The organism is Paenibacillus sp. M2 (assembly GCF_046713495.1).
Taxonomy (GTDB): domain Bacteria; phylum Bacillota; class Bacilli; order Paenibacillales; family Paenibacillaceae; genus Paenibacillus; species Paenibacillus amylolyticus_B.
Map to the genome: position 1 here is coordinate 4,661,891 of NZ_CP169648.1, position 24,848 is coordinate 4,686,738.

At 35.1% G+C, this 24,848-nt stretch carries 56 protein-coding genes; 2 read left to right on the forward strand and 54 right to left on the reverse strand.

The features are described 5' to 3' along the window. Positions 1-42: 42 nt before the first annotated feature. The 18 genes from ACETMN_RS21310 to ACETMN_RS21395 all read right to left on the reverse strand — a co-directional run bounded on the left by ACETMN_RS21310 (position 43) and on the right by ACETMN_RS21395 (position 7,345). Complete coding sequence (locus ACETMN_RS21310) at positions 43-321, reverse strand: helix-turn-helix domain-containing protein (RefSeq protein WP_091020642.1); 279 nt, start codon at positions 319-321, stop codon at positions 43-45. A gap of 53 nt (positions 322-374) precedes the next feature. After that, entirely contained in the window at positions 375-590 is a 216-nt protein-coding gene (locus ACETMN_RS21315; protein WP_091020640.1) for a hypothetical protein, read from the reverse strand. Positions 591-626: 36 nt separating this feature from the next. Then, positions 627-839: a hypothetical protein gene (locus tag ACETMN_RS21320; protein WP_091020638.1), complete on the reverse strand. Its 213-nt coding sequence runs from the start codon at positions 837-839 to the stop codon at positions 627-629. A gap of 18 nt (positions 840-857) precedes the next feature. Next, positions 858-1,067, reverse strand: a complete 210-nt coding sequence (locus ACETMN_RS21325; RefSeq protein ID WP_411735091.1) for a hypothetical protein — start codon at positions 1,065-1,067, stop codon at positions 858-860. 16 nt (positions 1,068-1,083) lie between these two features. Beyond that, positions 1,084-1,332 carry a hypothetical protein gene (locus tag ACETMN_RS21330; RefSeq protein WP_091020635.1) on the reverse strand — a complete coding sequence of 83 codons (249 nt, stop codon included), beginning with the start codon at positions 1,330-1,332 and terminating at the stop codon, positions 1,084-1,086. A 49-nt stretch (positions 1,333-1,381) separates the two neighbouring features. Beyond that, positions 1,382-1,897, reverse strand: a complete 516-nt coding sequence (locus tag ACETMN_RS21335; protein WP_411735092.1) for a hypothetical protein — start codon at positions 1,895-1,897, stop codon at positions 1,382-1,384. A 319-nt stretch (positions 1,898-2,216) separates the two neighbouring features. Then, a complete protein-coding gene (locus ACETMN_RS21340; protein WP_091020630.1) occupies positions 2,217-2,468 on the reverse strand; it encodes a hypothetical protein in 252 nt (83 codons plus the stop codon). 40 nt (positions 2,469-2,508) lie between these two features. Next, positions 2,509-2,790: a hypothetical protein gene (locus ACETMN_RS21345; RefSeq protein WP_091020628.1), complete on the reverse strand. Its 282-nt coding sequence runs from the start codon at positions 2,788-2,790 to the stop codon at positions 2,509-2,511. A gap of 36 nt (positions 2,791-2,826) precedes the next feature. Continuing rightward, positions 2,827-3,519: a metallophosphoesterase gene (locus ACETMN_RS21350; RefSeq protein WP_091020626.1), complete on the reverse strand. Its 693-nt coding sequence runs from the start codon at positions 3,517-3,519 to the stop codon at positions 2,827-2,829. A 29-nt stretch (positions 3,520-3,548) separates the two neighbouring features. Beyond that, positions 3,549-3,764, reverse strand: coding sequence for a hypothetical protein (locus tag ACETMN_RS21355; RefSeq protein ID WP_256975400.1), 216 nt, complete (start codon positions 3,762-3,764; stop codon positions 3,549-3,551). Positions 3,765-3,802: 38 nt separating this feature from the next. After that, positions 3,803-4,126, reverse strand: coding sequence for a hypothetical protein (locus ACETMN_RS21360; RefSeq protein ID WP_091020624.1), 324 nt, complete (start codon positions 4,124-4,126; stop codon positions 3,803-3,805). A gap of 26 nt (positions 4,127-4,152) precedes the next feature. Next, a complete protein-coding gene (locus tag ACETMN_RS21365) occupies positions 4,153-4,512 on the reverse strand; it encodes a hypothetical protein (RefSeq protein ID WP_091020623.1) in 360 nt (119 codons plus the stop codon). Between the two features lie 38 nt (positions 4,513-4,550). Continuing rightward, entirely contained in the window at positions 4,551-4,757 is a 207-nt protein-coding gene (locus tag ACETMN_RS21370; protein WP_091020621.1) for a hypothetical protein, read from the reverse strand. A gap of 44 nt (positions 4,758-4,801) precedes the next feature. Next, positions 4,802-5,020 carry a hypothetical protein gene (locus ACETMN_RS21375; protein WP_091020619.1) on the reverse strand — a complete coding sequence of 73 codons (219 nt, stop codon included), beginning with the start codon at positions 5,018-5,020 and terminating at the stop codon, positions 4,802-4,804. Between the two features lie 35 nt (positions 5,021-5,055). After that, complete coding sequence (locus ACETMN_RS21380; protein WP_411735093.1) at positions 5,056-5,259, reverse strand: hypothetical protein; 204 nt, start codon at positions 5,257-5,259, stop codon at positions 5,056-5,058. Between the two features lie 135 nt (positions 5,260-5,394). Then, positions 5,395-5,757: a hypothetical protein gene (locus ACETMN_RS21385; protein ID WP_411735094.1), complete on the reverse strand. Its 363-nt coding sequence runs from the start codon at positions 5,755-5,757 to the stop codon at positions 5,395-5,397. Beyond that, entirely contained in the window at positions 5,757-6,107 is a 351-nt protein-coding gene (locus ACETMN_RS21390) for a YolD-like family protein (RefSeq protein WP_411735095.1), read from the reverse strand. Before ACETMN_RS21390 ends, ACETMN_RS21385 begins: the two co-directional genes overlap by 1 nt. Then, positions 6,104-7,345 carry a DNA polymerase IV gene (locus ACETMN_RS21395; protein WP_411735096.1) on the reverse strand — a complete coding sequence of 414 codons (1,242 nt, stop codon included), beginning with the start codon at positions 7,343-7,345 and terminating at the stop codon, positions 6,104-6,106. The genes ACETMN_RS21390 and ACETMN_RS21395 overlap by 4 nt, the downstream gene beginning before the upstream one ends. Positions 7,346-7,504: 159 nt before the next feature. Here ACETMN_RS21395 and ACETMN_RS21400 point away from each other — a divergent pair, with 159 nt between their 5' ends. Beyond that, complete coding sequence (locus tag ACETMN_RS21400) at positions 7,505-8,002, forward strand: hypothetical protein (RefSeq protein ID WP_411735097.1); 498 nt, start codon at positions 7,505-7,507, stop codon at positions 8,000-8,002. A 48-nt stretch (positions 8,003-8,050) separates the two neighbouring features. On the opposite strand, the gene ACETMN_RS21405 is transcribed toward ACETMN_RS21400, so the two are convergent. The 22 genes from ACETMN_RS21405 to ACETMN_RS21510 form a co-directional block, all read right to left on the reverse strand. After that, positions 8,051-8,335: a hypothetical protein gene (locus tag ACETMN_RS21405; RefSeq protein WP_411735098.1), complete on the reverse strand. Its 285-nt coding sequence runs from the start codon at positions 8,333-8,335 to the stop codon at positions 8,051-8,053. Positions 8,336-8,347: 12 nt separating this feature from the next. Further along, positions 8,348-9,013 (reverse strand): SLOG family protein, encoded by a 666-nt coding sequence (locus ACETMN_RS21410; RefSeq protein WP_411735099.1) that lies wholly within the window; start codon positions 9,011-9,013, stop codon positions 8,348-8,350. A 229-nt stretch (positions 9,014-9,242) separates the two neighbouring features. Continuing rightward, positions 9,243-9,431 carry a hypothetical protein gene (locus tag ACETMN_RS21415; protein ID WP_411735100.1) on the reverse strand — a complete coding sequence of 63 codons (189 nt, stop codon included), beginning with the start codon at positions 9,429-9,431 and terminating at the stop codon, positions 9,243-9,245. Positions 9,432-9,458: 27 nt separating this feature from the next. Continuing rightward, a complete protein-coding gene (locus ACETMN_RS21420) occupies positions 9,459-9,902 on the reverse strand; it encodes a hypothetical protein (protein WP_091014470.1) in 444 nt (147 codons plus the stop codon). A gap of 33 nt (positions 9,903-9,935) precedes the next feature. Further along, positions 9,936-10,316 (reverse strand): hypothetical protein, encoded by a 381-nt coding sequence (locus ACETMN_RS21425; RefSeq protein WP_091014468.1) that lies wholly within the window; start codon positions 10,314-10,316, stop codon positions 9,936-9,938. After that, positions 10,309-10,896, reverse strand: a complete 588-nt coding sequence (locus ACETMN_RS21430) for a hypothetical protein (RefSeq protein WP_091014467.1) — start codon at positions 10,894-10,896, stop codon at positions 10,309-10,311. The genes ACETMN_RS21425 and ACETMN_RS21430 overlap by 8 nt, the downstream gene beginning before the upstream one ends. Positions 10,897-10,928: 32 nt before the next feature. Further along, entirely contained in the window at positions 10,929-11,108 is a 180-nt protein-coding gene (locus ACETMN_RS21435; RefSeq protein WP_091014465.1) for a hypothetical protein, read from the reverse strand. 82 nt (positions 11,109-11,190) lie between these two features. Beyond that, entirely contained in the window at positions 11,191-11,565 is a 375-nt protein-coding gene (locus ACETMN_RS21440) for a YopX family protein (RefSeq protein ID WP_411735101.1), read from the reverse strand. 34 nt (positions 11,566-11,599) lie between these two features. After that, entirely contained in the window at positions 11,600-11,863 is a 264-nt protein-coding gene (locus ACETMN_RS21445) for a hypothetical protein (RefSeq protein WP_091014461.1), read from the reverse strand. Between the two features lie 208 nt (positions 11,864-12,071). Then, the gene (locus ACETMN_RS21450; protein ID WP_091014459.1) at positions 12,072-12,521 is read right to left on the reverse strand and encodes a macro domain-containing protein; all 450 of its coding nucleotides are present in this window, start codon (positions 12,519-12,521) and stop codon (positions 12,072-12,074) included. Beyond that, positions 12,518-12,742 carry a hypothetical protein gene (locus tag ACETMN_RS21455; protein WP_091014457.1) on the reverse strand — a complete coding sequence of 75 codons (225 nt, stop codon included), beginning with the start codon at positions 12,740-12,742 and terminating at the stop codon, positions 12,518-12,520. The genes ACETMN_RS21450 and ACETMN_RS21455 overlap by 4 nt, the downstream gene beginning before the upstream one ends. Then, the gene (locus tag ACETMN_RS21460) at positions 12,723-12,938 is read right to left on the reverse strand and encodes a hypothetical protein (protein WP_091014455.1); all 216 of its coding nucleotides are present in this window, start codon (positions 12,936-12,938) and stop codon (positions 12,723-12,725) included. The genes ACETMN_RS21455 and ACETMN_RS21460 overlap by 20 nt, the downstream gene beginning before the upstream one ends. A gap of 35 nt (positions 12,939-12,973) precedes the next feature. Then, positions 12,974-13,327: a hypothetical protein gene (locus tag ACETMN_RS21465; RefSeq protein ID WP_091014453.1), complete on the reverse strand. Its 354-nt coding sequence runs from the start codon at positions 13,325-13,327 to the stop codon at positions 12,974-12,976. 55 nt (positions 13,328-13,382) lie between these two features. Beyond that, positions 13,383-13,598 (reverse strand): hypothetical protein, encoded by a 216-nt coding sequence (locus ACETMN_RS21470; RefSeq protein WP_411735102.1) that lies wholly within the window; start codon positions 13,596-13,598, stop codon positions 13,383-13,385. A gap of 17 nt (positions 13,599-13,615) precedes the next feature. Continuing rightward, positions 13,616-13,828, reverse strand: a complete 213-nt coding sequence (locus ACETMN_RS21475; RefSeq protein ID WP_091014449.1) for a hypothetical protein — start codon at positions 13,826-13,828, stop codon at positions 13,616-13,618. A gap of 97 nt (positions 13,829-13,925) precedes the next feature. Beyond that, positions 13,926-14,438, reverse strand: a complete 513-nt coding sequence (locus ACETMN_RS21480; RefSeq protein WP_091014447.1) for a siphovirus Gp157 family protein — start codon at positions 14,436-14,438, stop codon at positions 13,926-13,928. Between the two features lie 49 nt (positions 14,439-14,487). After that, the gene (locus tag ACETMN_RS21485) at positions 14,488-14,736 is read right to left on the reverse strand and encodes a hypothetical protein (protein ID WP_143786478.1); all 249 of its coding nucleotides are present in this window, start codon (positions 14,734-14,736) and stop codon (positions 14,488-14,490) included. A gap of 26 nt (positions 14,737-14,762) precedes the next feature. Continuing rightward, positions 14,763-15,857, reverse strand: coding sequence for a hypothetical protein (locus tag ACETMN_RS21490; protein WP_091014443.1), 1,095 nt, complete (start codon positions 15,855-15,857; stop codon positions 14,763-14,765). A 212-nt stretch (positions 15,858-16,069) separates the two neighbouring features. Then, positions 16,070-16,303: a hypothetical protein gene (locus tag ACETMN_RS21495; protein WP_411735103.1), complete on the reverse strand. Its 234-nt coding sequence runs from the start codon at positions 16,301-16,303 to the stop codon at positions 16,070-16,072. Further along, positions 16,287-16,454 carry a hypothetical protein gene (locus tag ACETMN_RS21500; protein ID WP_411735104.1) on the reverse strand — a complete coding sequence of 56 codons (168 nt, stop codon included), beginning with the start codon at positions 16,452-16,454 and terminating at the stop codon, positions 16,287-16,289. Before ACETMN_RS21500 ends, ACETMN_RS21495 begins: the two co-directional genes overlap by 17 nt. 70 nt (positions 16,455-16,524) lie before the next feature. Then, the gene (locus ACETMN_RS21505; protein ID WP_091014440.1) at positions 16,525-17,256 is read right to left on the reverse strand and encodes a DNA adenine methylase; all 732 of its coding nucleotides are present in this window, start codon (positions 17,254-17,256) and stop codon (positions 16,525-16,527) included. 34 nt (positions 17,257-17,290) lie between these two features. Further along, a complete protein-coding gene (locus tag ACETMN_RS21510; RefSeq protein WP_411735105.1) occupies positions 17,291-17,719 on the reverse strand; it encodes a hypothetical protein in 429 nt (142 codons plus the stop codon). 59 nt (positions 17,720-17,778) lie between these two features. On the opposite strand from ACETMN_RS21510, the gene ACETMN_RS21515 reads away from it, so the two are divergent. After that, a complete protein-coding gene (locus ACETMN_RS21515) occupies positions 17,779-18,222 on the forward strand; it encodes a hypothetical protein (RefSeq protein WP_091014437.1) in 444 nt (147 codons plus the stop codon). 31 nt (positions 18,223-18,253) lie between these two features. Here ACETMN_RS21515 and ACETMN_RS21520 read toward each other — a convergent pair whose 3' ends face one another. The 14 genes from ACETMN_RS21520 to ACETMN_RS21585 form a co-directional block, all read right to left on the reverse strand. After that, the gene (locus tag ACETMN_RS21520) at positions 18,254-18,964 is read right to left on the reverse strand and encodes a hypothetical protein (protein WP_256975009.1); all 711 of its coding nucleotides are present in this window, start codon (positions 18,962-18,964) and stop codon (positions 18,254-18,256) included. Between the two features lie 45 nt (positions 18,965-19,009). Beyond that, positions 19,010-19,627 (reverse strand): hypothetical protein, encoded by a 618-nt coding sequence (locus ACETMN_RS21525; protein WP_091014435.1) that lies wholly within the window; start codon positions 19,625-19,627, stop codon positions 19,010-19,012. A 28-nt stretch (positions 19,628-19,655) separates the two neighbouring features. After that, the gene (locus tag ACETMN_RS21530) at positions 19,656-20,024 is read right to left on the reverse strand and encodes a hypothetical protein (protein WP_091014433.1); all 369 of its coding nucleotides are present in this window, start codon (positions 20,022-20,024) and stop codon (positions 19,656-19,658) included. After that, positions 20,025-20,300 carry a hypothetical protein gene (locus ACETMN_RS21535; RefSeq protein ID WP_091014431.1) on the reverse strand — a complete coding sequence of 92 codons (276 nt, stop codon included), beginning with the start codon at positions 20,298-20,300 and terminating at the stop codon, positions 20,025-20,027. Positions 20,301-20,692: 392 nt separating this feature from the next. Further along, on the reverse strand, positions 20,693-20,872 hold the full coding sequence (locus tag ACETMN_RS21540) for a hypothetical protein (protein ID WP_091014429.1): 180 nt from the start codon (positions 20,870-20,872) through the stop codon (positions 20,693-20,695). A gap of 44 nt (positions 20,873-20,916) precedes the next feature. Continuing rightward, entirely contained in the window at positions 20,917-21,228 is a 312-nt protein-coding gene (locus ACETMN_RS21545) for a hypothetical protein (RefSeq protein WP_411735106.1), read from the reverse strand. A 38-nt stretch (positions 21,229-21,266) separates the two neighbouring features. Further along, positions 21,267-21,515: a hypothetical protein gene (locus ACETMN_RS21550; RefSeq protein ID WP_411735107.1), complete on the reverse strand. Its 249-nt coding sequence runs from the start codon at positions 21,513-21,515 to the stop codon at positions 21,267-21,269. A 22-nt stretch (positions 21,516-21,537) separates the two neighbouring features. Continuing rightward, the gene (locus ACETMN_RS21555) at positions 21,538-21,732 is read right to left on the reverse strand and encodes a hypothetical protein (RefSeq protein ID WP_411735108.1); all 195 of its coding nucleotides are present in this window, start codon (positions 21,730-21,732) and stop codon (positions 21,538-21,540) included. A 457-nt stretch (positions 21,733-22,189) separates the two neighbouring features. Continuing rightward, positions 22,190-22,552 (reverse strand): hypothetical protein, encoded by a 363-nt coding sequence (locus ACETMN_RS21560; RefSeq protein ID WP_091014421.1) that lies wholly within the window; start codon positions 22,550-22,552, stop codon positions 22,190-22,192. Then, positions 22,524-22,889, reverse strand: coding sequence for a hypothetical protein (locus tag ACETMN_RS21565; RefSeq protein WP_091014419.1), 366 nt, complete (start codon positions 22,887-22,889; stop codon positions 22,524-22,526). The genes ACETMN_RS21560 and ACETMN_RS21565 overlap by 29 nt, the downstream gene beginning before the upstream one ends. Positions 22,890-22,938: 49 nt before the next feature. Next, positions 22,939-23,112, reverse strand: coding sequence for a hypothetical protein (locus ACETMN_RS21570; protein WP_411735109.1), 174 nt, complete (start codon positions 23,110-23,112; stop codon positions 22,939-22,941). Beyond that, on the reverse strand, positions 23,113-23,640 hold the full coding sequence (locus tag ACETMN_RS21575; protein WP_411735110.1) for an AAA family ATPase: 528 nt from the start codon (positions 23,638-23,640) through the stop codon (positions 23,113-23,115). It abuts the gene before it with no gap. Positions 23,641-23,658: 18 nt separating this feature from the next. Next, on the reverse strand, positions 23,659-24,141 hold the full coding sequence (locus tag ACETMN_RS21580; RefSeq protein ID WP_411735111.1) for a 3D domain-containing protein: 483 nt from the start codon (positions 24,139-24,141) through the stop codon (positions 23,659-23,661). A gap of 101 nt (positions 24,142-24,242) precedes the next feature. Continuing rightward, positions 24,243-24,767, reverse strand: a complete 525-nt coding sequence (locus ACETMN_RS21585) for a hypothetical protein (protein WP_411735112.1) — start codon at positions 24,765-24,767, stop codon at positions 24,243-24,245. Positions 24,768-24,848: the final 81 nt, after the last annotated feature.

Genomic DNA, 24,848 nt, shown 5'->3' on the forward strand with positions numbered 1-24,848 from the left:
TAGTATCATACATATTTTTATTCTTCAAGTATTATTTTTGCGTTAATTAACGATCTTCAGATTCAAGTCCAATGCCAACAACAATTTAATCAACGCTTCGATACTTGGAACATTGTCATCCTCTGTTAAATCAATAATGGTTTTCTCGCTAACCTGAGCCTTCATAGCAAGATCAGCATTACTGATCCCTTCCTCTTTTTGTTTGTTCAGTATAGCCACAACCATTTTAGCAGACAAAGAAATCATCCCCTTTTCAACTTCAGAGGCATAGTTAAGCGATTTCTTAATTTCTGTCCATCGTTTAAGATTTTGATTTTTCATGTTTTGTCCTCATTTCTTTATGATATCAACCTTTCACTTACTTTTTATTGAGACTAAGCCTCAATAATTTGAAGTTTTCCCCAAGACATACGGTCTCCTGTGAATTCATGAACATGATAAACATAAATATCTTCGCTTTGATGTTCATTTTCCAGCACGAGACTAAGATCGGGAATCGTTGCTAAATTATATTCTTTTATCTTTTTGAATTTAACTTTTACACTATGATATTTTGATTTAGCTTTTCTTTTGAAATCTACAACATCCATATTTTCACCCCTTCTCTTTCCTGTGAAAGTAAACTTTTACGTAGTCTTGTAGATACTGTCCCGATCAATCTTTAAAACAGTACCATTCACTAATTCCACTGTAATTTTAATTTTGGTAAGATTAATTTCTTCTTCATAGATAAGATCATGATTTTCTAGATATTCATTCAGGTTGTCACTGTATGCTTTTTTAACAATACCTTCCCCAAATAAACTCTTAATATAATAGTCAATCTTTTCATTATCCATTAATCTGACCACCCTATCTTATAGATTGTCTATATCTGGAACTGACCTATCAACTTTAGCTGTTGCCTCTATGTCGCTACATACCCTATTGACTAATTTTCTTGCATCGTCTGCTGTAACTTCAAATAGTTCAGCTAGTTTATTTAAAGTTACATCACCTAGTAAATATAAGCCCATTAGCTCAATTGGATTCAACTTCTTAATGTCTGTGTGATAATAATCGATCATCAAATTATTTGACTCTTTAGATGAGAACATCTTTCACCTCATCCATTGCTTGTTTTAAGTCATATTTTCCTGTCAACAATAGTTCGTTGATACGTCTAATCTGACCGATTGTAAGATGCTTACACAATTCATGTACTCTGCTAAATTCATCTGACAATATCTTTGACAACCTCACGATAGACTCTTCCCTTTTCATCTTGATAGCAGTATTAGCGTTGGAGGGCATCACTGTCAAGTGCTCGGGTATACTTTCAGGAATCTGCATCTAATTATTCCCCCATTTCTATGTAAAAGAAAGATTTCATTTCAATTCTTCATATATCATATTCTTTGTATATGTAATCAATCAGCATTCGATCTTTATAGTTTGGATCAATATAGGAATCGCTGTATGCTGTGAATTCTTCTTGCCCCCTATAGTCACTAAATATCAATCCTTCATCAACTATCCTGAATACATCATCTTTTCTCAATTCCTCAGGAGGAGTTTTAATCCATTCACTTAAAACTTTACGCTCTATAATTTTGGCTACACTTGTCAGTTTAATCTCAGCGTTCACATAAGACACTTCATTGTCGATGAGTGTTATTGAGTCGATGTATCTTCGTTTATAGTGTAAGATTTCTAAAAGAGAACTTTCAAATTTCTGAATCTTCTTTTTTGAGGTTACTCTTTCATAAGCATATCTAAATGCTGTGGGTTTCTCTATGGTCAACAACTCTCCGTTTATGTTACATAAATCATAAAGTGTCCTAGTAAAATGTTGTACTTTATATATCTCTCGATTATTTATATCTGAATAGTACAATCCGACTTTAATGTAATTCACCCATTTCTAAGTTAAAAAATTCAATCAGCCCATGGCTACAATTGTTTCCTTGATTACTATCGTTCTGAACTCATTTGAGAAACTCTTATCTATTTTAATCTCACTTGGAGACACGCTAATTCTCAGTCTCTTTGAAATTCTCTCTGAGGCTTCTTTGATACTGTCATATTCAAAAATATTTGTATTTGTCAGTTGTCCACCTTCAATATTAAAACTTTCCGACACTGTCTTAACCTGTTTACCTTTTTTGTTCCTAACAATTCGCGAGTCTCCCATATAGCCTCCATTTCTTTATAAAAGGAAAATTTCATATTGATTCTTACTGTTTTTTGTCTTTTGGTAGCGCCAATACAATCAAAATACCAACCACAAATGTCAATGCCATCACTTTCAGCATTTGTGATTCAAATGTGTCAGAAGGGTACACAGATCCCATATATATTTCTTGCTCCAACTCTTCTAAGAAGCGCTCATTCAATCGAAACAAGTCTGCACCAAATATGTAAAGTAAACCCTCAATAGTGATCAATCCAGCTAAAACAATGAGCCCTACCGACTTTGCTTTACTCATCTTGCACCTCACTCTCCAAGAAATGTACTTTCATCAGATGTTATTCAGAAACGCCATCGTCCAACTTAACATAGTAGTCTAGCCAATTTTCTCGTTCCTCATTATAGATTTCTTCAGCCTCTTCCTCACCTACCTCTTCTTCCTCTGTAATATCTTCGATGCTTCGCAATCCATTTGATCCAGCATAACTCTCATAATGTTCACATGCTTTACTCCATGCGAACTTCTCAGCCTCCCCTTCATTGTTGAATTGTTCAGTGCATTCATAATTTGCGCCACCGAAACCACCACCAAGGCCAGCGTAAATTTTAAAACTTTGCATGTACATTCTCCTGTTCTATGTAAAATATTTGTTTGATTAAATCTTAATAATATCTGTATACAACAACCTCTGCTTATTTGGTAATTCAAAGTCATGATGAAAATGACCAAAATACCATTGCTTATACTCTACCTTTTGTTCAATACCATAAAAGTATGGATGCATCTCGTCCCGTTCCATACGGATAGTGCAACGCTGCTCGATATACTCCAATGCTGTTGTTGAACACGTATGCGTAAGTATGTAGTCAACTTTCCAGTCATGTTTCTCTAAGTTCTTTAATCCTTCTTCGTATTCTTCTTGAGATGGCATCTCACGACTCCACCATGACTTTCCTTCCTTGCGATACTCTTTGTCGTGTGAAGCAGCTCCACCAAACGTAAAGAACTTTTTACCCTCAATCTCAAACACTTGACCACGCATCAAGTGAATAACGCTGTCGTTAATTCTATGTACCTTGCCGCCATTCCAAATCTCCACCGGATACTCTTCAAGTAAATCGAAGTTCTCATGATTACCATCAATAAACAACGTTGTGAAGGGTTTAGTCTTGTCTAACCACTTGAGCCAGTACTGATCCTCTCTGCTTCCATCCCATATCAGTCCAAAGTCACCAGCAATGACGACATAGTCATTCTTGGTTAGTTGTTTCTGTTGGGAGAAATTCTTTGTATTAAGTCGTTTGTTCGCGCTGATGGTTCCATGTATGTCTCCAGTAATAAAGATCACCTATTTTGTTCACTCCTTCTACAAATACCTTACTGAATTGATGTTCTTTTCTTGCCTTCGACTGCCATCTTTCTAATGATCTCCCACATTTCGTACTCCGTAAGCTCTTCAAAAGCTTCATATACGTCTTCTGGAATTGTTTCGTATGCTTCTGCTAATTCCATGATTCTATCATGAAACGACTTCTTTTCATTAAAGTTTGTATTATCAAATAAGAAGTTTTTAACTACTGTAGTCGCCTTCAAAATTCTCAATCCCTTTCTCTAAGAAAGTCATATTTCGTTTAGTCTTGAAACAGATATTGTTCAAAATTTTTATGATCTTGCCAGATGTCTACTGCTCTTTTCCCTCTTTCTCCAAATAAGCTCAAGTCAAATCTAACATTCTTTCTTGCAATCTCATCATAATCATAATGAAGATCAGAGCCATGATTTTCGTTGTAGTATGTAAAATCGGCATATTTCAATAGAATATACTCAGGGCCTCTATTTTTTAATATGAATGTAGTATCCCCAACATCCACAATAGCCGCACTGACAACCTGTAGCATCCTCTTGGATGGAAGCGAATTTTTCAATTCTGTAATCAGTTCAAGATTGTGATTCATTTTCTTTTCCCCTTTCTTAGTCAAACTCACATTTTATCAAGAAATTTATTGATAACCTCTGCATCAGAATTTAACTTCTCATATTTATTTATTTCCTGTTTAGTATTAAAACCTGAACGTTCTGCTAATTTCTTTGCATTATCAGCTTTAAACTCTTTGACTTGCCATGGTTTAGCTTTTCTTGTTTCAGGATATGATTTCGAGACCATCTCTTCAGCATCTACTTTTAGCACTGGAGCAATGTCCCATCTGATCCCAACTTCACTCATACTATAGTTTTTGACTCTATAGATATCTTCCTCAACACCAGAAACTTCAAATTGTTGATCTATCTTATTGGCATACCAATATGAATCACTGCTAGATTTCTTGATTTTAATATGCACAACGATCATCCTTTCAGAAACTGAGTAAAAGATTCGTTTTACTGTCTTTCGAATACATCTTTCTGTCCTTCAGCAAATGCTCTCTCTGCAATAAGCGCAGCATTAAATGCATCATCTTCAGAAGTAAAGGGGGAAGAGAATCCATCTACTTCAACACCATCTTTATTGTAAAGGTTAACATAGAATTTACCGTTCTCATCTGACACTCCATAAAAAAGACCATCGTTCCTCATAACTTTTTTCATAATACTCACTCCTCATATATTGTTATTGAAACTACTCTTTCATTTCATTTATTAAAATAGTCTTCTAAACAATCCTTTGCTTTACCCTTAGAGAATACTTCCCCATTTTCATTTGCCTCATAAATGAATCCATCAATGACTTCATTGTCAATGTTGAGTGGAAGTAGCTCAATCAGGTTTTTAATGATTTCAGTTAAATGAAAATGATTCGGATGATTTTCGTCTAAATAAATCATCCTACCTAGTTCATGAGGCACACTCATAGTTTTTTTATTCCTTTCTCTGTGAAAGACTAATTTTACTGGCTCTCAAGATATTCACGTCCAAGGTCTGTTATGTAAACTATAGCCATTCCTGTAGCCTTTTGATCTAGCTCAATATAGCCTACTCTTTCCAACTCTCTAAACTCATTCATTCTTTCGGATCTCACAGCTCTCAATACACCTTCATTCTCTTGGGTGAATAGAAGTGCTTGCTGAAGATTTGGCTCTAAATATGACACAAAATCATCTCCCGGTGTGAATTTTTTATAGTATTATTATTCGACAGATTGCATTATTTACCTTCAAACAATCACTCTTTATTATACTGTTAATATTATTATATTTACTCTTAAAAGTCAAGCACAACGATCTACTCATGTCTTAGTTAAATCTATTCTCATGTAGTCCGCTAACATCACTAATACATCTGTTCTAACCCTACTCATCAGTGGGTTCATCTTATGTTGATATCCGCGAATTGAGTAAGAAATAAACAAATTGTCTTCAGTTCTTTTTTGTTCGATAATTTTAATGTCATGCTCTCTTAATGCCTTCTTCAGATCGTATATGTCAGCGGTCACCCTGTCTTGTAGTGCACTTAAATAAAAACTCAACTCTCTTTTTAATATGACGTTGCTCTCACTTATTCTTTTCTTGTCTTCCTCTATTACGTCTAACAGTAATGGCATCTCAGCATATTTTTTCACTAATTCCAACTCTTCAGCACTTTGTTTCATTACTCTAATCCCCCTCCCGATAATCGCACTGCAACTAAGCTTTTTATATCAATCCATTCGTGTCCATTTTCCCATTCGATTCTAACCTTCTTCCCTAACTCATTAACCTTCGAAACAATTCCGCTCACAACTCGTTTTGAATTTAATTCAAAAATCTCAAAATTCGCTTCTTCAGTATATTTGTATGATATTCCTATGTTCTGATAAATAACTTCCCATTCGTCCTCGTGAAGAAGAGGTCTAATCTGATCATTGTCTCGTGAGCGATGTTCAATGATTCTTTCTTTATGTTGTGGCAACATCATACGACTTGATTCCCACAATCCATTTGCCTCCAGTTTTTTTCTCATTTATAGTGACCTCCAATTTTATTTGATCTGTCTATGGCCTGACCAGCAGATGTGATTGAGCTTGCACGAAGTATGGCAATATCTCCATAGCGATCCTTAATGTCATCCATCACCTTGTCAATCGCACGTTTTTGTTCCTGATCATCAAATAATGATAATTGATACGTCTCAGCATTGGAAAGATTGGATAATGATATCCCAACTCGTCTCACAGGCTGACCGTCCCAATGTTGCCGAAAGATCTGTTTAGCTATCTTACAAACATCTACTGTGATATTAGTGGGATCTGGCAATTTGACCTGTCTGCTGAATCCAGTTGGATGATCAAAGTCTGCCCCAGATAAGCTCATAGTTACTACGCTACCCATTAATCCTTTTTTACGAGCACGTCTGCACACTTCAGTACAAATATCTTGTATTACAACGTCAATTTCCCACTGTTCTGTATAGTCTCTAGGGAGCGTCATGCCATTGCCTATATCCTTTTGCACACTATGGGTATTTATGGTTACAGGAGAGTCATCAAGTCCATTTGCCACTCTCCAAATAACCTCACCATTAACACCCCACTTACTTCTCAATTTGGACAGAGGTGTATTCGCAAGCTGTCTTATTGTTCGAATCCCCATTTTCCACAAGTGTTTTTCCATTCTTGATCCAATACCCCACATATCACGAATTGGCTTATCACCTATATGATCATGCAGTTCATCTTTTCTAAGAAAGAATATTCCACCATCAATTTTCTTTGCGATCATATCACAACAAAGTTTACTCATCACCTTATTGGTGGATATACCTGCTCTCGCATAGACCCCAGTTTCATTCAATATTTTGTCTTGGATCTGTTTTGCCAAGTCAATCGGGTCATTACCAAATAGGTGTAGAGAGCCTGTCACATCACAAAATAGCTCATCTATGCTATAGGGCTCCACTAAGTCAGTAAATTCCTCAATTATACTCATAATTTGAGTCGAAACCTCTATATATTCTTGCATATGTGGTCTCACAATGATCAACTCAGGACACTTTTGAAGTGACTGCCATAATGGTTCAGCGGTTGACACGCCTTTTGCTTTAGCTAGAGGACATGTAGCAAGTATAATTCCTGAACGTCTTGCTGGATCTCCTGCAACTGCCAATGGTTTGTTTTTGTATTGAGGCATTTTAGCCTTTTCCACACTGGCGTAAAACGACTGCATGTCAATTAGCATAATTGTCCGTTCTTTCTTCGTCATTATTATCACTCCCATAATCAAATAAGAACGTTTGTTTGTATATGTATTATACACCGAACAGACGTTCTTTATGCAACAGGAAATTTTTGTAGTTCATATAGATATTTAAGTTGTATACTACAATAAGCAATCTATTTCACATAACAGAGGAGAATTACAATGAAGGACAAGTTAAAGGGTTTGGTCATTGGTATTCTGATCGGATCAACAATTACAGGGGCAACAGCATTTGCAGCCACTACCACACCGATTAAAGCAGTAATCCAGAAAGTCAGTCTCTATGTAGATGGAACTAAGAAGTCCACAACTGATGCAATAACGTACAAAAACACTACATATGTACCAGTTAGAAGTATGAGTAATGCCATTGGCGAGAAGGTTTCGTTAAAGGGGGACAATCTTTATATTGGCAAGCAGCCAAAGGAGAAAGTGAGCTTGGACGATGCTTTTGATCTAGTGTACAAAAAAATTAAGAAAGATGTGGATAAATACAGTTTAAGTATGATGGAAGATGGAGAAAGCGAGGGTAAATATGTAATTCGTGTATTTGAAGACTTTCCAGATCATATAGCGACATACGGATGGTATTACGTTGATATGAATACTGGAGCAGTTTATTGGTATGACCTTGCTTACGATAGAATGGTAAAACTATAGGGTGGATTTCTCCACCCTTTTTCTTGTTAAAACTTGTCCTTTATAGGATTATTTATCCAAAACTCCTTTGATAAATCCTCCATAAGTTGTAATTGTCTCTAGTGATACTTCAATATCATAAGTTTTGTTTTTAACTATATTAAACGAATCAGATGGATCTAGAATCCAACCATATTTATACCCATCTAAGTTTTTAAATATCATAATGTCTCCCTTTTGTGTGCTGACTGTTTCTATGTATGTCTGATTGAAAACTGTCTTCCTGTCCTTCTCACAACCTGTAAGCATCACCATTGATATAACTAATAGTAAAACACAAATTCTACTCTTCATTTTGCAACTCCTTTATCCATTAACTCCATATGCAATATCTAATTCAAAGTCATACTGTGGTTTTAGGTTGTATAATGTCTTGCCTACTTTTCTTATATACCTACAGCAATTACCTGTACCACCTTTTGTGCCATCCCATGTTGATACAATGATTCTACTTTTATCTACCATGTACTCGTTACGTTTCTGCATCTTTGCTACATGATAGTCACCAATAGGTACACCTTCGATTTTATATTCTGGCAACTCATCTACATAAACAACTTCATCAGCAATATCAATCATCTTTTTGTACCAGTGTTGAGTTTCGCGATCAGTCCATTTAATTGCTTGATTTTTGAATGGTACAGCCACTATGTTGCGAATATCTGGATAATTTATTTTCTTCAATCCCCGAACAGTCCAGAATGCTATTTGATCAAATCCAATTGCACCACCAGAGACAAAATTTTCAATTCCTTCGTTCTCAATCAGTTGGATTAGCACTGGTTCAAGCTTACTCTTTATGTATTTGGATTGGCTATCTGTGAGGCTGTAGCAATTTCCCAGTTTATTGGGACGATGCCCTGTGAATGAAACTGTTTTAAGCTCAAACTCTTCCTGTTCTCTTCGCTCCTCACGTCTTCTGTTCATCTCTTCTTTTCCTTCAGGAGAGTTGAGATATGCGAAGTCGACCATATTTACTTAACCTCCTTCCTATATAATATCGAAGCGTTGCAGCACTGAAACCAAAATAAATGTGCTCAATACAACATAATAGTATGCTTTATGTGAGAATCTTGTTTTATTCATGAAACTAATTAGACGAATCGGTAAGTACAGCAGAGCCATTGAGCCCGCCATACCACCCGCAATGTTCAAATAGTTATGTACAATTTCTATAATATTCATTCAATCCTTTTTTGTTTTATTTCGTCTCTTTAATGTCTCGTCTTGTCATATAAAACAATATTGCATTAATAAGTGTGAAAATTGATGTTCGGACAATCATTTCTTGATCTGAAGCAAACACATATCCAATGATAAGAGTAATTCCCCAAAGTGCTGTTGCTCCTGTTCCTAAATTAATAAATCTAAGCATAAGATTTCTATCCATATCCTCACCTCCTTTCCTATGAATTGTTCATTTCATTAACATATTCAGCATGTTGAGTGCAATTTGTTCATCGGGTATTGTATCCAACTCTTTAACAATGGGATCAAATAAAACCGATGACCCATTTTTTACAATAATACTCCCGACACAGTTGGGACTTTCATAGTCATCCCCAATATTAATTAGAATATTTAAAGTTGGAAAATTATGCGCAAGTGTTGCTGTTTCACTTAAAAGATCTTCGACTTCACAATTACGTTCATATACATTGCCAATTCTCTTAATAGAGCCATCGTTGCTAATCCATTCACCTAATCCACACATTCCGTCACTAAACTGCAAATAGAATATATCATCTTGACTTGCAAGACTCTCGTAAGTACTTCTATTGACTTTAAGGTATTTCCTCATTTTCTGTGCTTCCTCAATTGACACATCACCTTTAATCTCAATCGTTCTCCAGTTTCCCATCGTCATTCTCCTTTTCTAAGTAAAGTATGTATTTCATTCAATTACCGATATCTTAATTTCTTTTCCTTTTAGTCGATCTAGAATCACTCCAATTGAAGTGCCTCCAATAATGTGGTCTGTAACAATGCCTCTTGATGGTGTGACTTTCCCCGTATACTGAGTGCACCCCGAGAAATCTTCTTCTAAAGTAACATTTGTTTCACTATTATGTTTATCAATCTCAATTGCAATTTTCTGTAATTCATCAGCTATTTCACGTAACTTTTCACTGTTCCATACAGTACCTCTATTGCTGCCCAAATTTAAGCCGCTGTGTAGTAAGTATGGATGCCCATCTGGATCTTTACTGGTTGAATTACTTTTAATTGTTCCCGATACATAATTTCCTTTGACGATAACTTCATTGCTAAACATTCGCAATTTCCTCCTCTTTTACCCATTCTAATTTGTTTGTTTCGTGTCTATCCTTTTTATGCTTGAATCCCAGTTTACCCAGAACATAATCATAAAAAAGCTTATAGTTATAGTTGTCTGTTCTAATATCTTTAGTTGAGTATGAAGTCATATCTGATGGATGTTTATAGTAATGAACCCTTAAATAATATCTTTCTCCATAAATATCTCCACCCAGTACTCTGACGCACAATTCAGCGTATTTATTTTCTGCTTGAGGAATCCAAACATAGTGATGTGAATGGAAGCTTCCGTCTGGATCATTTCTCATTTTCTCAAATTGATAAAGACATCCATCTCTAACTTCATATGTATACCGCTCATTGTCTGGAGCATAGCTGAAACTCTTTGGGATTTCGTATTGAATACCCTGAATATATACTGTTTTAAGTTTACTGTTTAATCTTCGCTCTTCCTCTTCAATCTTATGCTTTAACTTGTACATTTCTTCGCTAATACCTTTTTTTGCTGTTTTGCTATTTACATTCCCGTAATCCATTTTTGCTTGGTTATACTCGTTTTTCATTTCTACTAGTTGCATTTTTAACCTCCTTATTGTCATCGCAGTAATACCTATTCTTTTTCAAATCCACTACACCTAGTTATCTCATCTTCCTCATAAAACATTTCACGATTGTCAACGCTATTTGATTTGCACCATTCCATACACTGACAGTCATCTCCAACCATGACATAGCACTCATGCCAAAAATGTTTACATTCTAAACAAATACTTTCTGTATTAACCTTCATCCAAGACCAAACTCCTTATTACTCTTATTTTCTCCCATTTACTACATTATTCGTTAACACATTTCTTTATGAAACACGCATTTTACTTAATCTTTAAAAGATCTGGATTCTCAAATATATTGCCCAACACTTCATATTCATCTCCAACTTGCATCATAGTCCACGACTCAAAATTATCTCTTTGAACATAAAATCCTATGTCCATACCAAGACACTCTGAATCGTTACCTCCTACATAAGTAACTACATTTCGCTGTGGTACAATATCTTTCTCATAAATGTCGTTTCCTTGTTTATCCTTTAATTCAGTGCTCCACATGTAAATGAAATCAGAGTATCTTCCGTCTCCACTTAGATCGTGAAATCCATTTTCTTCAAACCAGTACATATCTTCAATGTAAAACATTTCTCTATATTTCTTATCCCATACTCTAAGTTTCCTCATAGTTTTCTCCATTTCTGTATTTGTAAAATAGACCTTTCATGTGCATTTAAATCTTATCTGGACGATTACCCACAAAGCAATCTCTCACACTTTTATGTATTTTGTTTTCTAGATTCGTACCAAACTGCTCATCCCACTGATTTAAGTAAATACACTTCCAACCAAGGAAATACTTTCTTTTCTCCCAAATCTTTATCTTTTGTATGACTTTATAGTAGGTCGTGCCAGATACTCTACTTGTATCAACTCTTGCTTCATGAACTTTCATCATGTAGCGATTACCATCTTCATTCCAGTACTTTTTATACATTTATATTTTCACGGCTCCCATCTATAAAGTTCATAATCATTATCAACTAACCTATAAAAATTAAAGCTTTCATTCCCTGATAATTTATCGTTCAGCGAGTCTACAATAGATCTGCCGTAATACTCACTTACATTGCTACACACCAATCTGTCACTCACTGACTCCCTATCAAAGTTGTCTGTACAGATAATTTTCATTCTAATATCCCTCACAATCTGTATAATGTTACTTCATAATCACTGAACACTTCCTCGATAATCCCATAGACAACTTTCCAATCCCCATTAGCCAATCCGCAACCAATGTTGTAGGGTAAGGCCACTGAATGACCAAACTTTTTTGCGCGTATTTTCAATGTCTTTAGGGCTGTTTTTAAGGCATGGTAATCCGTGTATACAACACTATTGTTTCTTCCATATGTAGTTTGACCAAATAAATTAGCTATAACTCTATTTTCATTTACTTTGGTTGTCCAGCAGCATCCTAGCAATTTATCGCCGTATTCGTGACATGCCAACTGGTAAAGTGGATAAGCCTCTGGATGCTTTTGCTTGATTGATTTTGCTATTCCCGATCCCCAGACACCTTTGGTATTTGTTTGATGACCAATAATACTCTCCGTAGCATTAAGTAAATTTCCATTGACTACTTTTATCAATCTAACTCCTCCAATGCATCATCTAGATTCTCGATTTCTCCCCATCCACTCTTACTATGGAAGTGATTTTTATAATCCATGCTGTTTATTTCTAGTTCATAGTAATCTTCGCCTTCTGAGTTGCACCCATTAGACCAGTACAGATCAACTTCAACATCTGTTGTTTGCTGCTCTACGATTAACTTTGTTTCTAAAGGTAGTCTATCTACTTGGATAATCATCTTCGAACCACTCCCTACGACATTTTAATAGAACTTTAACAACAAATGCTGCAACCGTCATACTAAAACTAAATACCAACATGATTTTCCATGGATGAAAGGGAAGTTTAACGTCTGGATTTACCGCTTCGACCAATGAAAAGAACATTATTACAGACAAGCCAATTAAATTGGCCTGAACCCATTTCTTTAACACTCCACCACTCCTTATGAAACGTGCCTTTTACTTGCTTAGAAGAACCAAGGATCAAAAAACAGTTGCTTCTTATCTGAGACATATATAAAGTCTTTAATGCTACAATCTCGATGTCCGTAAAGATCGGCATAAAAGACATGTAACTCAATTACGACTTGCGAAAGATCTTTATGTTGATTGAAAATAACGTCATCAATATATTTTTTAAAATCACCCAGATTAAGACTATTTTCAACAGTGTCGCAAGCTTTTAAGTTACCATTCTCAATAAACAGATCGAGCATTATCTTTTGTCCAAAGAAGCTTTCCTGAATTGGAATAGTTATTTTTGTATCCTTGGGAATGTCATTCGAATAATAATACTCGATAAAATCAAGGTATTTCTTCATGGTTGAATCCTCCTTCTTATAGAACTTCTATGTAAAACAGATCTTTTACATACTATTACTTTAATTTGTTTAATGAATCCAGTGCGATTCTCAATCTTTCTACTGTTTCTCCAAGTACCTGATCTGCCCAGTATTCTAATGAATAATGGCCTACAAAATCTATGTCCTCTTTTAACATTTCAGAAAAGGTAGAGTTTTCAACAATTACTTTTGATAAAGGCTCACCTAATTGGGTCGCATCTGTTATGTACTGAATTAGCATGCTTTGCATTCTCTCGCCTAAGTTGTTCAATGTACCTCATCTCTTTTCTCAATGTCGTCTATGTCGCTCTTTAATTCTGGGAATATTGCCATAAGTAAACTTACCGCATCCATCTTTTTACGCTTTCCATTTTCGGTCAAGTAAATACCGGGGCTGCTACTGTTTTTAGTCACTTTGATTCCTAATTCTTTAGCAAGCTTATTCATCTTTTCAATATCAATTAAGCCACTGTCTTTCAAATATGTATCTCCTCTCTATAAAAAAATGATGCTACAACAACTTGTTAAAGTCATTATACCACCATATAATTATATTGTACATATTTTTATTCTTATTTTAACTGATTCTAATGTGTTTTTTATCTGTTACGAGAATCGCACCTTCCACTTTCAATCCATTTTTAACATCCTTGAGCAAAGCCTTGCTATCGATCTTAGGATCTTGAGCCGTCTTGTATTTATCAGGAACCTTCTTGGGATCAACAATATTGATTGAAGGCGGGTTAGTCTGTAGTTTTACTTTAAATGTACCAGCATTAACCTTATCGATATTGCTAACCTCAAGTGTTGTCTGCATGTAATTCTTCAGCCCATCGAATTTGTTCTGTAGGTATTTACGTTTCTTCTCAAGTCGTTTTTCTTCATTCTTGAAAGCCTCAATATCGCCCTCAATATTCTTCATAAACTTAACAATGTTCTCAACCTTTACGCTAACTTCATCTTCAATTGCTTCAAGTGTTTCAATATACATTTGCAAATCATCCTCAGTCAAATCCTCATCGTCCCAAGCTACGTCCACAAAATCATTGAAACGTCTGTACTTTTCACCAAGCTCATAAAGTTTACTCATTAATCATTCTCCTTGTTTATGTATTATTCTTGATCAAATCTATGTTTCATCAAATCTCGTTTTCTAGCTTATCCAATTCGGACACAGCCCGTTTAATCTGTTTATTTAAACTTTCAATCCGCTCATTTAATTCTACTTTTTCTTTTGCGATGACTCTTTCAAATGCTTCTGTACTGTATGCTTGATCGTTATATATGACCCAATCATTACCTAGCTCCGAACCAGACATAACACAACTTCCTTCTTCAAACTGTAGCTTATAGAATTTTAGTTGGTCTTCAATCGATTTAATATCCATCTCTTTTGCCTTGATTATAATAGCATTCACCACCCTTCCTCAAATTGAAGCTGTTCCTGAACAGTTTGATAATCTTTGTACAACTGAGGATCTTCTTGAGCTGCCATACTGTAAATCACAGTGTAATTGTATTCACAGTCTCTGAACACTCGACCATCCCCATCCCATTTGTCGTACATGTATGAAGAAATATCGTTGTATATTTTATTGTCCAGATCTGATTCGGTAACAAAATTACTCAATCCGGAATCCGCATAACTATAGCCATCCGTCCAATCATTTCGGTTCGCTTCCAGACAATGAGCTAGCCTTAAATATTTATTCTTGTCTAAAATTGCTTCATTGAGTTCATTCCATGAATCTGTGAGTTCAAGATCGTATTTTGCTAATAGTAATGCTAATTTTTTGTTATATTCCTTTTCTTTTTCTTCCTTTTCCTTTTTCACTTTTGCTTGCTTCATTTTATAGATTTCATCATTCCAAATCTTTTTGACTTGGTCAATCAAAGATTTCTTAAGTTCATCTAGTTTGTTTTCTGAGTATTGAGTGGGAATTTGTTTTCGAATCTCAGAAGGAAATGAATGAGACATCTTGGTGGATTTACTGGAACGGCTAGTCTTATAACCATAATAGCTGCTGCTAATGCCAACATGATCTAAAATATCAAATATTTTCGCTTCTGTTGTTTTGTTGCTCGCTACTCGTTTCACATTCTCTAAATGGTTCTCTTTGTCTAGTTCCGCAAAGGTATTAATAAAACTAATCATACTGCTTAAAGAAGTTGAGTCACTCTCACTAAAAAATATGTAAACATAGTGATATCTATCTTGAAACCTTACTCCTTGTCCAATTTGGTTGCTATTGCGGATTATTTCATCAATGTCATAGCTATTCCATTCAACTCTGAGAATGTTTTTATTGTTAGACCACCCATCTCTATGTTCTGATTTCCTCACTGTAAACTCTGACAGTTTGAGTGGTTTAAGTTGTTGAATTTTTGTAAGTTCTGTTGATTGCTCTAATTTCTTAAACTTGTTTGATGTTATCTCTTTCATCTTGTTAATCTCTTCAATAATTGAGTTAAAGTTATTCTCAATACTTGATGATTCCCAAACTCCCATTCGCATTTCTCCTCTTTTCAGTAAAATTTACATTTCATCTCGTCTTCGTCTTGCTGCTATCCAAAGCACAATTAATCCTAGAAGAGCCACTAGATATCCCAATGGATAAAATAAAATCGTTGTTAACCTTTCTCCACGACTAAGATTTTTAAGTTTAAATTTGAATAATACGATTTCTTTGCAGTACTCAAACATTTCTTTCGGTTGAAATATCATTTTCTCTGACCTTTCACAAACCTATGTATTTCAATCAATTCTTTAAAATTTCGTCCCAGCATCATCTCGTCAACTTCATCAACAATCTGATACATTGCAAATTGATGATCACTACGCATAGCCGATGGACAATCTAAAGTATTGGGAATAGCCGCATCATAGCCCTCATTGCTTTCATGGCAACACTGATCAAAGGCATTCCACAGGCAATGTTTATTGTTGCAGTTCATCTGTTTCTCCTTCTGACGCTGACATGTCTAACAATTCATCAGACAATTTGAGATATTTTCCAGCGTATAGTCTAGCAAACTCTTTCCTTTTTTCATCGTCATATGTATGCCACTCTAAAGCAATGCTGTTCAATACATCTTTTGTCATCATTTAACTTTACTCCCCTTTTCTAAGTAAATGTCCTCTTTTATTATAATGAACCTTCTTTTAATATATGTTTTTAACCTACATTACTGTATGTATAAAGTTTTTCTGTGTCTTTCTTTCTACTGTTCTTATCTAACGTAGTTGTGAGAGTTTTCTCGAAAATCGCACTAAACTCACTTGGTGCTTTGTACTCGCTCACTAACACGATGTTATCTTCAGACATCTCTCTAACCCATCTCCAAAACTTATCATAGTCAAAGTCTTTACTTGTACCATACTGCGTGGTTCCTTGATATGGTGGATCGCAATAGATGAGGCTATTTTTAAATCCTGAGAAATATGTATAATCAACATTCATAAAATTAACATCTTTAAGATTGTTCATCTGCTTTGCTATATTTCTGATTGACTCGTCATAATAATTTCTATATGTATTTTCTTTAGTCTTAACAATACCAGCAAAGCCACCAAACCACTTAGCATTGTATGTGGCACAGAAACCTGCTACTGAAACTAGCTCTTTGCTATACTTATCTTTATTGTCTCGGATATCTTCATATTCTTCTTTGGTTAATGATTCTGGTGGAACCCATCCTTGCTGCATTGCTTTCCACATTGCAATAAGATATTCATTATTATCTGAACCAAGCTTTGTTTCGCATTTAATGTGTTCAATCATGTTGGCCCCGCCAACAAATGGCTCTATGTATGTACTAATGTAATTGCTAGAAATCAGTTCATTAATCTTCGGCGCTAGATCCTTAACTAGTCTAGCTTTGCTACCCATGTACTTAATATGTATCATCCATTCTATTATTATTTTATTGTTTATAAAATTTCTATTTCATTTTGAATTTTTTCTTAAGTGTTTCAAGCTCTTTGTTGTATTTCATTGTATTAACTATTTCATTGTCTTCCATTTTCTCGAACTCTTTTAACTCTCGCTCTAATTGGATAACCCTATTTCTATATTTACTCAGATATTCTTTTGATGATTGCTCCTTCTTAGCCGTTTCGCAATTGCAGTACCTAACTATACACTCTTCCCACCTATGATTGTGAGATGAGCCAACATCCTCTTCTTTTGCTTTCTCTCCGCAATACGAGCAATAGAATATCTCACGGTTCACTGTAAACCCGCATTCCTCTGCTTTCTCGCCCAATGTAAACGTTCGCGTTTCTCTCATTTTTATAATTTTCCTTTCTAAGTAAAATTGCGATTGTATGTAGTCTTTTAAAAGACTGGACTTCGGAAGCCCTTTTTGCATCTATTCAGAACTAAAGAATTATGATAATCTTGCTTCACCGAACTGAAAGAGGTGCAGAGATGACAGTAGCTAAACCGCTAAGAGAAATCAAATTACAAACAGCTTTAGAAGATAAGCAAAGTACGTATCTTATTAATCCTGAATTAGAAAAAGCAATCAAAGTCCCATCCACTGTGCTAAAAGTATTAGACAAAATCAATGCTTCTATGTTTATGTCAGATGTCTTGGCTCATGCACTTCTACTTAGAGCCACCTCTACCAAAGATGAGGTTAGAATAAGAAACTGGATGGAGTATCCTGACGCTCTTTTCCCACAAACCCAAGCAAATATGTTATTCGTAAAATTTCTCAGAACTGTTCTTAGCGAAAATCAGACAGAGAGTTATATTCCCGAAAATGAGCTAAAAGTGGTGTCTCATTTCTTTGCAAAATGTCCTCATGGATATAAAATTCCTACTGATTTAATTTTGTCACACTATGAAATTAAAGCTTCGATAACTTAAATCTCAGCGGCCTTTAGGGGTCGCTTTTTCTTCATGATCCAAATCGATCCAATTTGTTATTCTCTAAGATCTCAATTTCCTTTTCAGTAAATCCGACGCTATTCAATCTCAACAATACCTTACTCATTTCTTTTTGCGTGATCGTCATTCCACGCTGAATGAATCTTGGTACACGTACAATAGTCCCAACAATGTCTCGTGCTCTCTGTTCGTTATAAACTAGTGCATTGCCCTTCAAATACGACCAGTCACTCAACGTGTACACTTTCTTACTCTTCCAATAGAACATGTTGTGCCTGAAATCAAAATCCCCAATCACCTCCTGTGGTTCTCCAACCCATTGAGTAATGATCTGATACTTACCAATAGAGATTGCATTGTTTGTGATAATCAAAGGCAAGTCATTGTATGTTCCACCACTTATATCACTACCATGGTATCCAGCATGATCAATAAAGTATTCTCTGAGTTCATCAACGAGCGAATCATTCTCCAAGAAGAAATCGTAATCCTTTGGCTGCTTGTCGTGATACAGACTATAGATACATCCACCTGAGATATATGCTTCACTCTCAAACCGCTGTTGCACCTGAGTTGGTAGCAATTTAATCAATTCATCCTTAACTTCTCTTAAGTGTTTACTAATGTCGCTCAGTTTTTGCTTATGTATCTCTTCGCCACTCTTATGTATTGTCTTTCTAAAGAAATTACTCTTCAACAACAACCGCTTAAGTACGTTCAATAACTCATCTCCATTTCTAAATGATATTCTCATTTCATAATCATTCTATTTAAGTTCGCTTAAATGATTCTGTGCATCTCTGATGGATGCTTCGAGAGCTTCGATTTCTTGTTTCTTTTTCATTTCTTCAACATATGTATTTTTATTATCTTGATTCTCGTTAAACTTTTTCTCATATTCCCAATAATCACGCTCTACTCCATTCCATTCTCCACCACCCAATGAAATAGACTTGCTGATGTGAAAACTAGGAGCTGTCCAATCGCAACCATTACCACAACACTTGCGCTTCTCGTCATACCCATTGTGTGTGGGTTCACAACTACAATATCCCCAATATCGCTCATCAAAACCAAATTCAATACAGTAGCAGTAGTTAAAGTAAGCATCATGCATCATTTCACTTCCACGTTCTTCTTCTGGCTTTTCAATTAATACTCTAATTTTACCGTTCGTGTAACCTTCACTATCGTCAAAATCATATCCGTTAATATGGTAACCATACTTAGTAATGTCTTGAATAAACTCTGTGCAATTTTCTAACTGTTGATCCACAACTGACACCATATAAGCGATATCTAAAGGTTTCCGGTTTGCACATCCAGAGCTTTCCTCATTAAGTTCATCGATCAGATCTCTAATGAATTGATCTTTTACAGTCATTTAATCACTCCAAGCATTATTTTATTGTTTAACAATACGATCCAACTTTACGTCTAACCGTAAATCCTTGTGTATCCAAATAATCATTTAATTCGTGCGCGCTAATGTTTCCATTATATTTACTCTCTATATCTTTAATTAAAATATCTACTGCCTTATCTGGCTTCTTAAATGGTTCTGTTGGTTCTGAAATCAATATGTATTTAATAACTCCACCATCTAATTCTTCACTATGTATTTTATATCCACGCACATACAATTCCTGAATACGTGCATTGTATCGTAAGGCAATCTTGTTTAGTTCAATATTTGTTACACCAGATTCACCAGCTCGTCTCAATGTCGCTACAATCTTATCTCTCTGTGTCTCTGTACGTTCTTTGGTCTCCTTATTCATTTACTCTCCTTTCTTTGATCTTGCTTCTTTTAGACGTTCAGCAGCAGCTTGTTTTTGTTCTTCTGTCCATACACGACCGCTACTCTTAGCCCTAAATGAAACTTGCCCATAGTCGCCTTTAAAATAGTGTCCTCCATGTTCATCCACCTTTAACAACTCCAAACCAGCCTTTTTGATCTTTGTGATTGTTTTAGGCGAACAACTGTACACTTCCCACTCATTTGTTTCATCGTTACAGACACAAACAGTCTCACGCTCAATGGCAGTAAAACTCATTCAACATCAACCCCCTCATTAAACTTCCTCTTTAAGAAAAAGTCCTATGTTATTTTTCTGTTTATAGTATTCCTCAGCAGGTACTTCCTTTTCAGTTGCTCTTCTACATCTCAAACATCTACTTAAAGATTCGGATTCATAAATTTCGCCATCACACTTAACACATTTGTCAATAATATTGCGACCACCTTTCCTGATCAAAGTTTCATTTCATCAAATATCTGTACAACCATAGCCACCAAAGCATGATAGTTAAGGGATAAGCCATCCAATTAGGAACCCACCCATTCCCTACATCCCAATTCCACCCTTCAGAAGCTATAGCCCATAATAAATATGTCAATCCACAGGCTACATAAACTACTACGCAAACAGTTAAGAATTGCAATATATCACTCCCTCACTGCCAAGTCTTTGATTCGAGAAGTTACATCGTCCAAGTATGTATTCAAATAAAGTTCTTGGCGAATGTCCTCTGCGTATTTGTAGGGTACATCATTTTCAATGAAATCAGACAGTTCTTTATATCCTTTAATAATATTCACAAGCTCATTCGCTAAATCTTGATTCATATTCTATCTCCCTTTCTTCACCAAATGCTGATATCATGCAAATATTATCGCTCCCAAGACTCTTTAACCCGTTCAATTTGAAGATTTTCTTCATCTTTAATGTCAAAGTCTAGCTTTGCACATTTTTCAACCTCAACGTATTCCTGTTTAAACTCATATCTCCCATCACAACAAGGGCAGCGCAACCAAACTTTCTGCCCATCATTATCGGAATCAAATAGATTCAACACTCCATTTTCAAGAATCTTATATTGAGTAGTCATTGTTTCTTCTACATGTAAAATCAATTCAATATCTTCCCACTCATTATCATAAAGCTCAATACATTCTGGGTCAGTACATCTAAGCTTTTCCAATTTAAACATCTACCTCATTTCTATTTAAAAGATCGATTTCACAAACACTTGATTAACTCATCTAAAGTTATGGTTTCACAGAAGTCTTTTCCGTCAGAATTCTCACCGCACAGGTCTACCTCTTCTTCAAAAATGTGGTCAATCATGCAGTAACGATAGTCTTTATAGTTAATTTCTGCACCACACAGATCTATAACAACCTCTTCAATACTTTCGGTAATGTCATCTTGCTTCTTATATAACTCCTTAAGATTCGTTGCTAGGTGATATCCCACAGTTTGTGTCATTCTCATTTCCCCTTTTCTATTCTTAGTCTTGATGGTCATATATGTATTCAAGTTCAAACTCCACATCTAACGCCTCTAATAAATTTCTTACAACATCTCTGTCAACATCTGTATATGTACCAACCAACTTTTCATTAACAATTAACTCGGTTCCCCATTCACCACAACAACCATCTGAGCAGCTATAGTAATATTCTCGAATCAAAATTTTGTTCATTTGATTATTGCAACTATTAGTGCTGCGAACGACAGTGCAATAGATATGTATAAAAGCAAGTAGATCTCAACGACACTTTTAAGATATTCTTTTTTCCATAGATACTCTTTGAATTTCTTAAACGTAGCTGCCCCTCCTTTCTATGTGAAATATCAATTTTACTTAGATCTTTTTAGTTTTCTTAATCTATTTACAATACCTTCGTTACTGATTGTATAGCTGCCTCCCATAATGAACATATAGCTATAGATGATAACATGAGCCAAAATGATAGGGAAAATTAACAGTAATACAAACCACACCCACATACCTTGAAAACTAATTTTAAGGACACTCTCTTGCAAAAACGATGATGCTACTACGGCAATGATTACCAAAATATAGTTAATATAATTATTTTTAAGATGTGATTTCATTTTATACTCCCCTTTTCTAAAAGAATTCTTTATTTTATCAGCTACCCATATGTATTAATTGCTTTATCAATGTCATTTAATATCTTTTTTATTTCTTCAGCATTTTTACCATAAATTGAACCTCCGCTTGATTTAATCTCAAACTTGAAGTTGTCCTTGTTTGCCTCTGGTTCAACTGGAACTGTATTGTATATCAACGTTCCTTTTGGAAAGGTCTTTTTAGTGTAGCTGTCACAATAATCTTCTTTAAGTTCGGTTAGACCTTTACATCCTCTAATTTGTTTAACACTTTTCTTTGATCTGATCCAGCAATGACCGAGTGAATTATACTTATGAACTTCTAAAAGTAAGCCTTCTCTAACTCTCCATATATCTTTAATTGCGTGTGATTGTATTTTTTCCATACGTATCAATCCGTTTCTGAAGTTTCTGTTTGATTCGCGTGCTTTTCGTTTTGTTTTGGATTTTACGTAATTGTTTGATTTTCTGCTCATTCAAAATAACTTCAATCATTTTCGGAATATACATAGAATCAATAATTAATTGATTAACTTTATACTTCAGTCCTTCAATGTCTACTTCATCAGCAACAGTTACGCTCATTTTTAAATCGCTCGCTTTAACGTTACCTTGTGCGTCAATCTTGAATTTTTCACCTTCAAACACTTTTTCTGTCGATGGTTTAACTGGCGTACTAAATTTGCTTGCTACCTTTTTAATGAATTCTTTAAATTTACTCATTCGATCTCTCCTTGTTATATGAATTTATATTTCCGATGAAATACAGCTTTTACAGTGATTCAAGTCCTTCAATTAACTCCTGCACTTTAAGTCCATATTCTGTTCTACTTGCTTTTGCTGATTCTATAACTTTGCTAATATCACTCTGTTTAGAGATGATCTGCTTGACCATCTCATTCACAGAAGTTTCACTTATGTATTTTACTGTTTTAAGTTTGTTCATTTAACATTTAGACTCAACCTTGATGATGCTTCGAATAATTTTCACTGCTTTACCAAAGTCATAGTTGATAACCTGATAATCATAGCGCTTTTTCTTAAATTTGAGTCCATCTGTATTAACCCGCGAAAGAATTCTAATTGCATCATCTCCACGCTTCTGCATGCGTTCCATGCGCGTTTCCTTGTCTACCTTCAAATAAATTACTACAAACTCAATGTCTTTCATACGTTTTTTTAAATCTTCAATTCCTACAGGATCAACTACATATATATCTGATTTCAATAGTTGCTTTTTAGTGGCAAAGTAATGGTATCCTTCAATTTGTGAATAAGCCGCAATCTCATCTTTAGATTTGAAATTCTCATAATCTTCATCTTTACAAAAAGTGTGACCCCATTCATTCTTATGTCGTTGTGGTCTTGTTGTGTATGACTGAAGTACACTATATCCATCCTTCTCCAACTCTTTCACAACCTCGGTCTTTCCAGCACCTGAGTAAGCCATAATGCAAAAGACTTTTTTCTTCATATATGTATTCATCCTCTACTAATCAATAATTCTTACTCTTACATGTTTCCTTTTACCGAAATCGAAAGCATCTTTTTCACGCTCAAAGTAGACATCTATTTTATTCTTTTTAATTGCTCCACCTACATCTTGTACAATACGCTCACCAACGCCTTCAATGTATACCTTTGTACCTTTAGGCAACACCTTCCAATCAGCAGCAATTGTAACTCCTTCTTTGGTCATTGCTCCACTTGCTGTCTTCCCGTAATCAGGATGTCCTTTGCTTTTACCTGTACTATTTTCGTGATTGGTATAGGCGGTGAGTGTGAAATACATCCATTCATAATCATCATTACTCTTCTTGTTAGTGGCTACTTTTACTTGCTTAATTTCCTTTTGTGCAGCTTTCTTAGACTCAACCGACTTGTCAACTTTAACACTCTCAATCTTAGTCGTGTTTTTCGCTTCTCGTGCTTGATTGGCACTTTCTAATCCTGCCTGACCAATGGACAGTGCCAACAATAGAGATAGGAGTACTTCCAACGTATCACCTTCCTGATATTTGATTATAGTAAAGCCCCACTATTTCGAGTGAGGCCGTATGTTTGACTACATGAATGCTAAAGAATATTAATGCTTCTTAATTGTTCGATAACTTTGAGAAGTTTTTGTGTGTCTTTTTGGGATAGAATTACTTCTGGCTTACCAATTGCAATTGACCTTTCAAGGTTTGGCTGCTTACAATTCTCAGGCTTATAAATTTTCTCATAATGATAGCAATTCAATTCGTCTTCCAATTTCTTAGTTAGTGTCCTGCTAAACTTGATTGATTCTTGAAGTTCTTCGGACATATAGTCAATAAATGAGCTATAGTCAGTAACATATTTCCACTCATCATTCTCATCTTTATAATAAAGTTTTGTGATATGTTTACTGATATCTGGATTGCTGTTTACTTGCTTGATGTACTCAATCATTCTATCTTTTAAACTACTTTCAACTATAGTTTTTGAATCAACTTCCACTACTGAATAACTAGTGCCTAGGACTTCGTAAAACACATTTGGATTATCTTTCGAATAAACAATATCGCCTTTTTTAAGAAGCATTGGGAGTGGGGTCCAGTTAACTTTAATCTCTGACAAAATACGTCCTCCTATTTATCTATATGTAGATCAGCATATTTTCTTATAATCTACATATAGATATTTATTCTTTATGATATC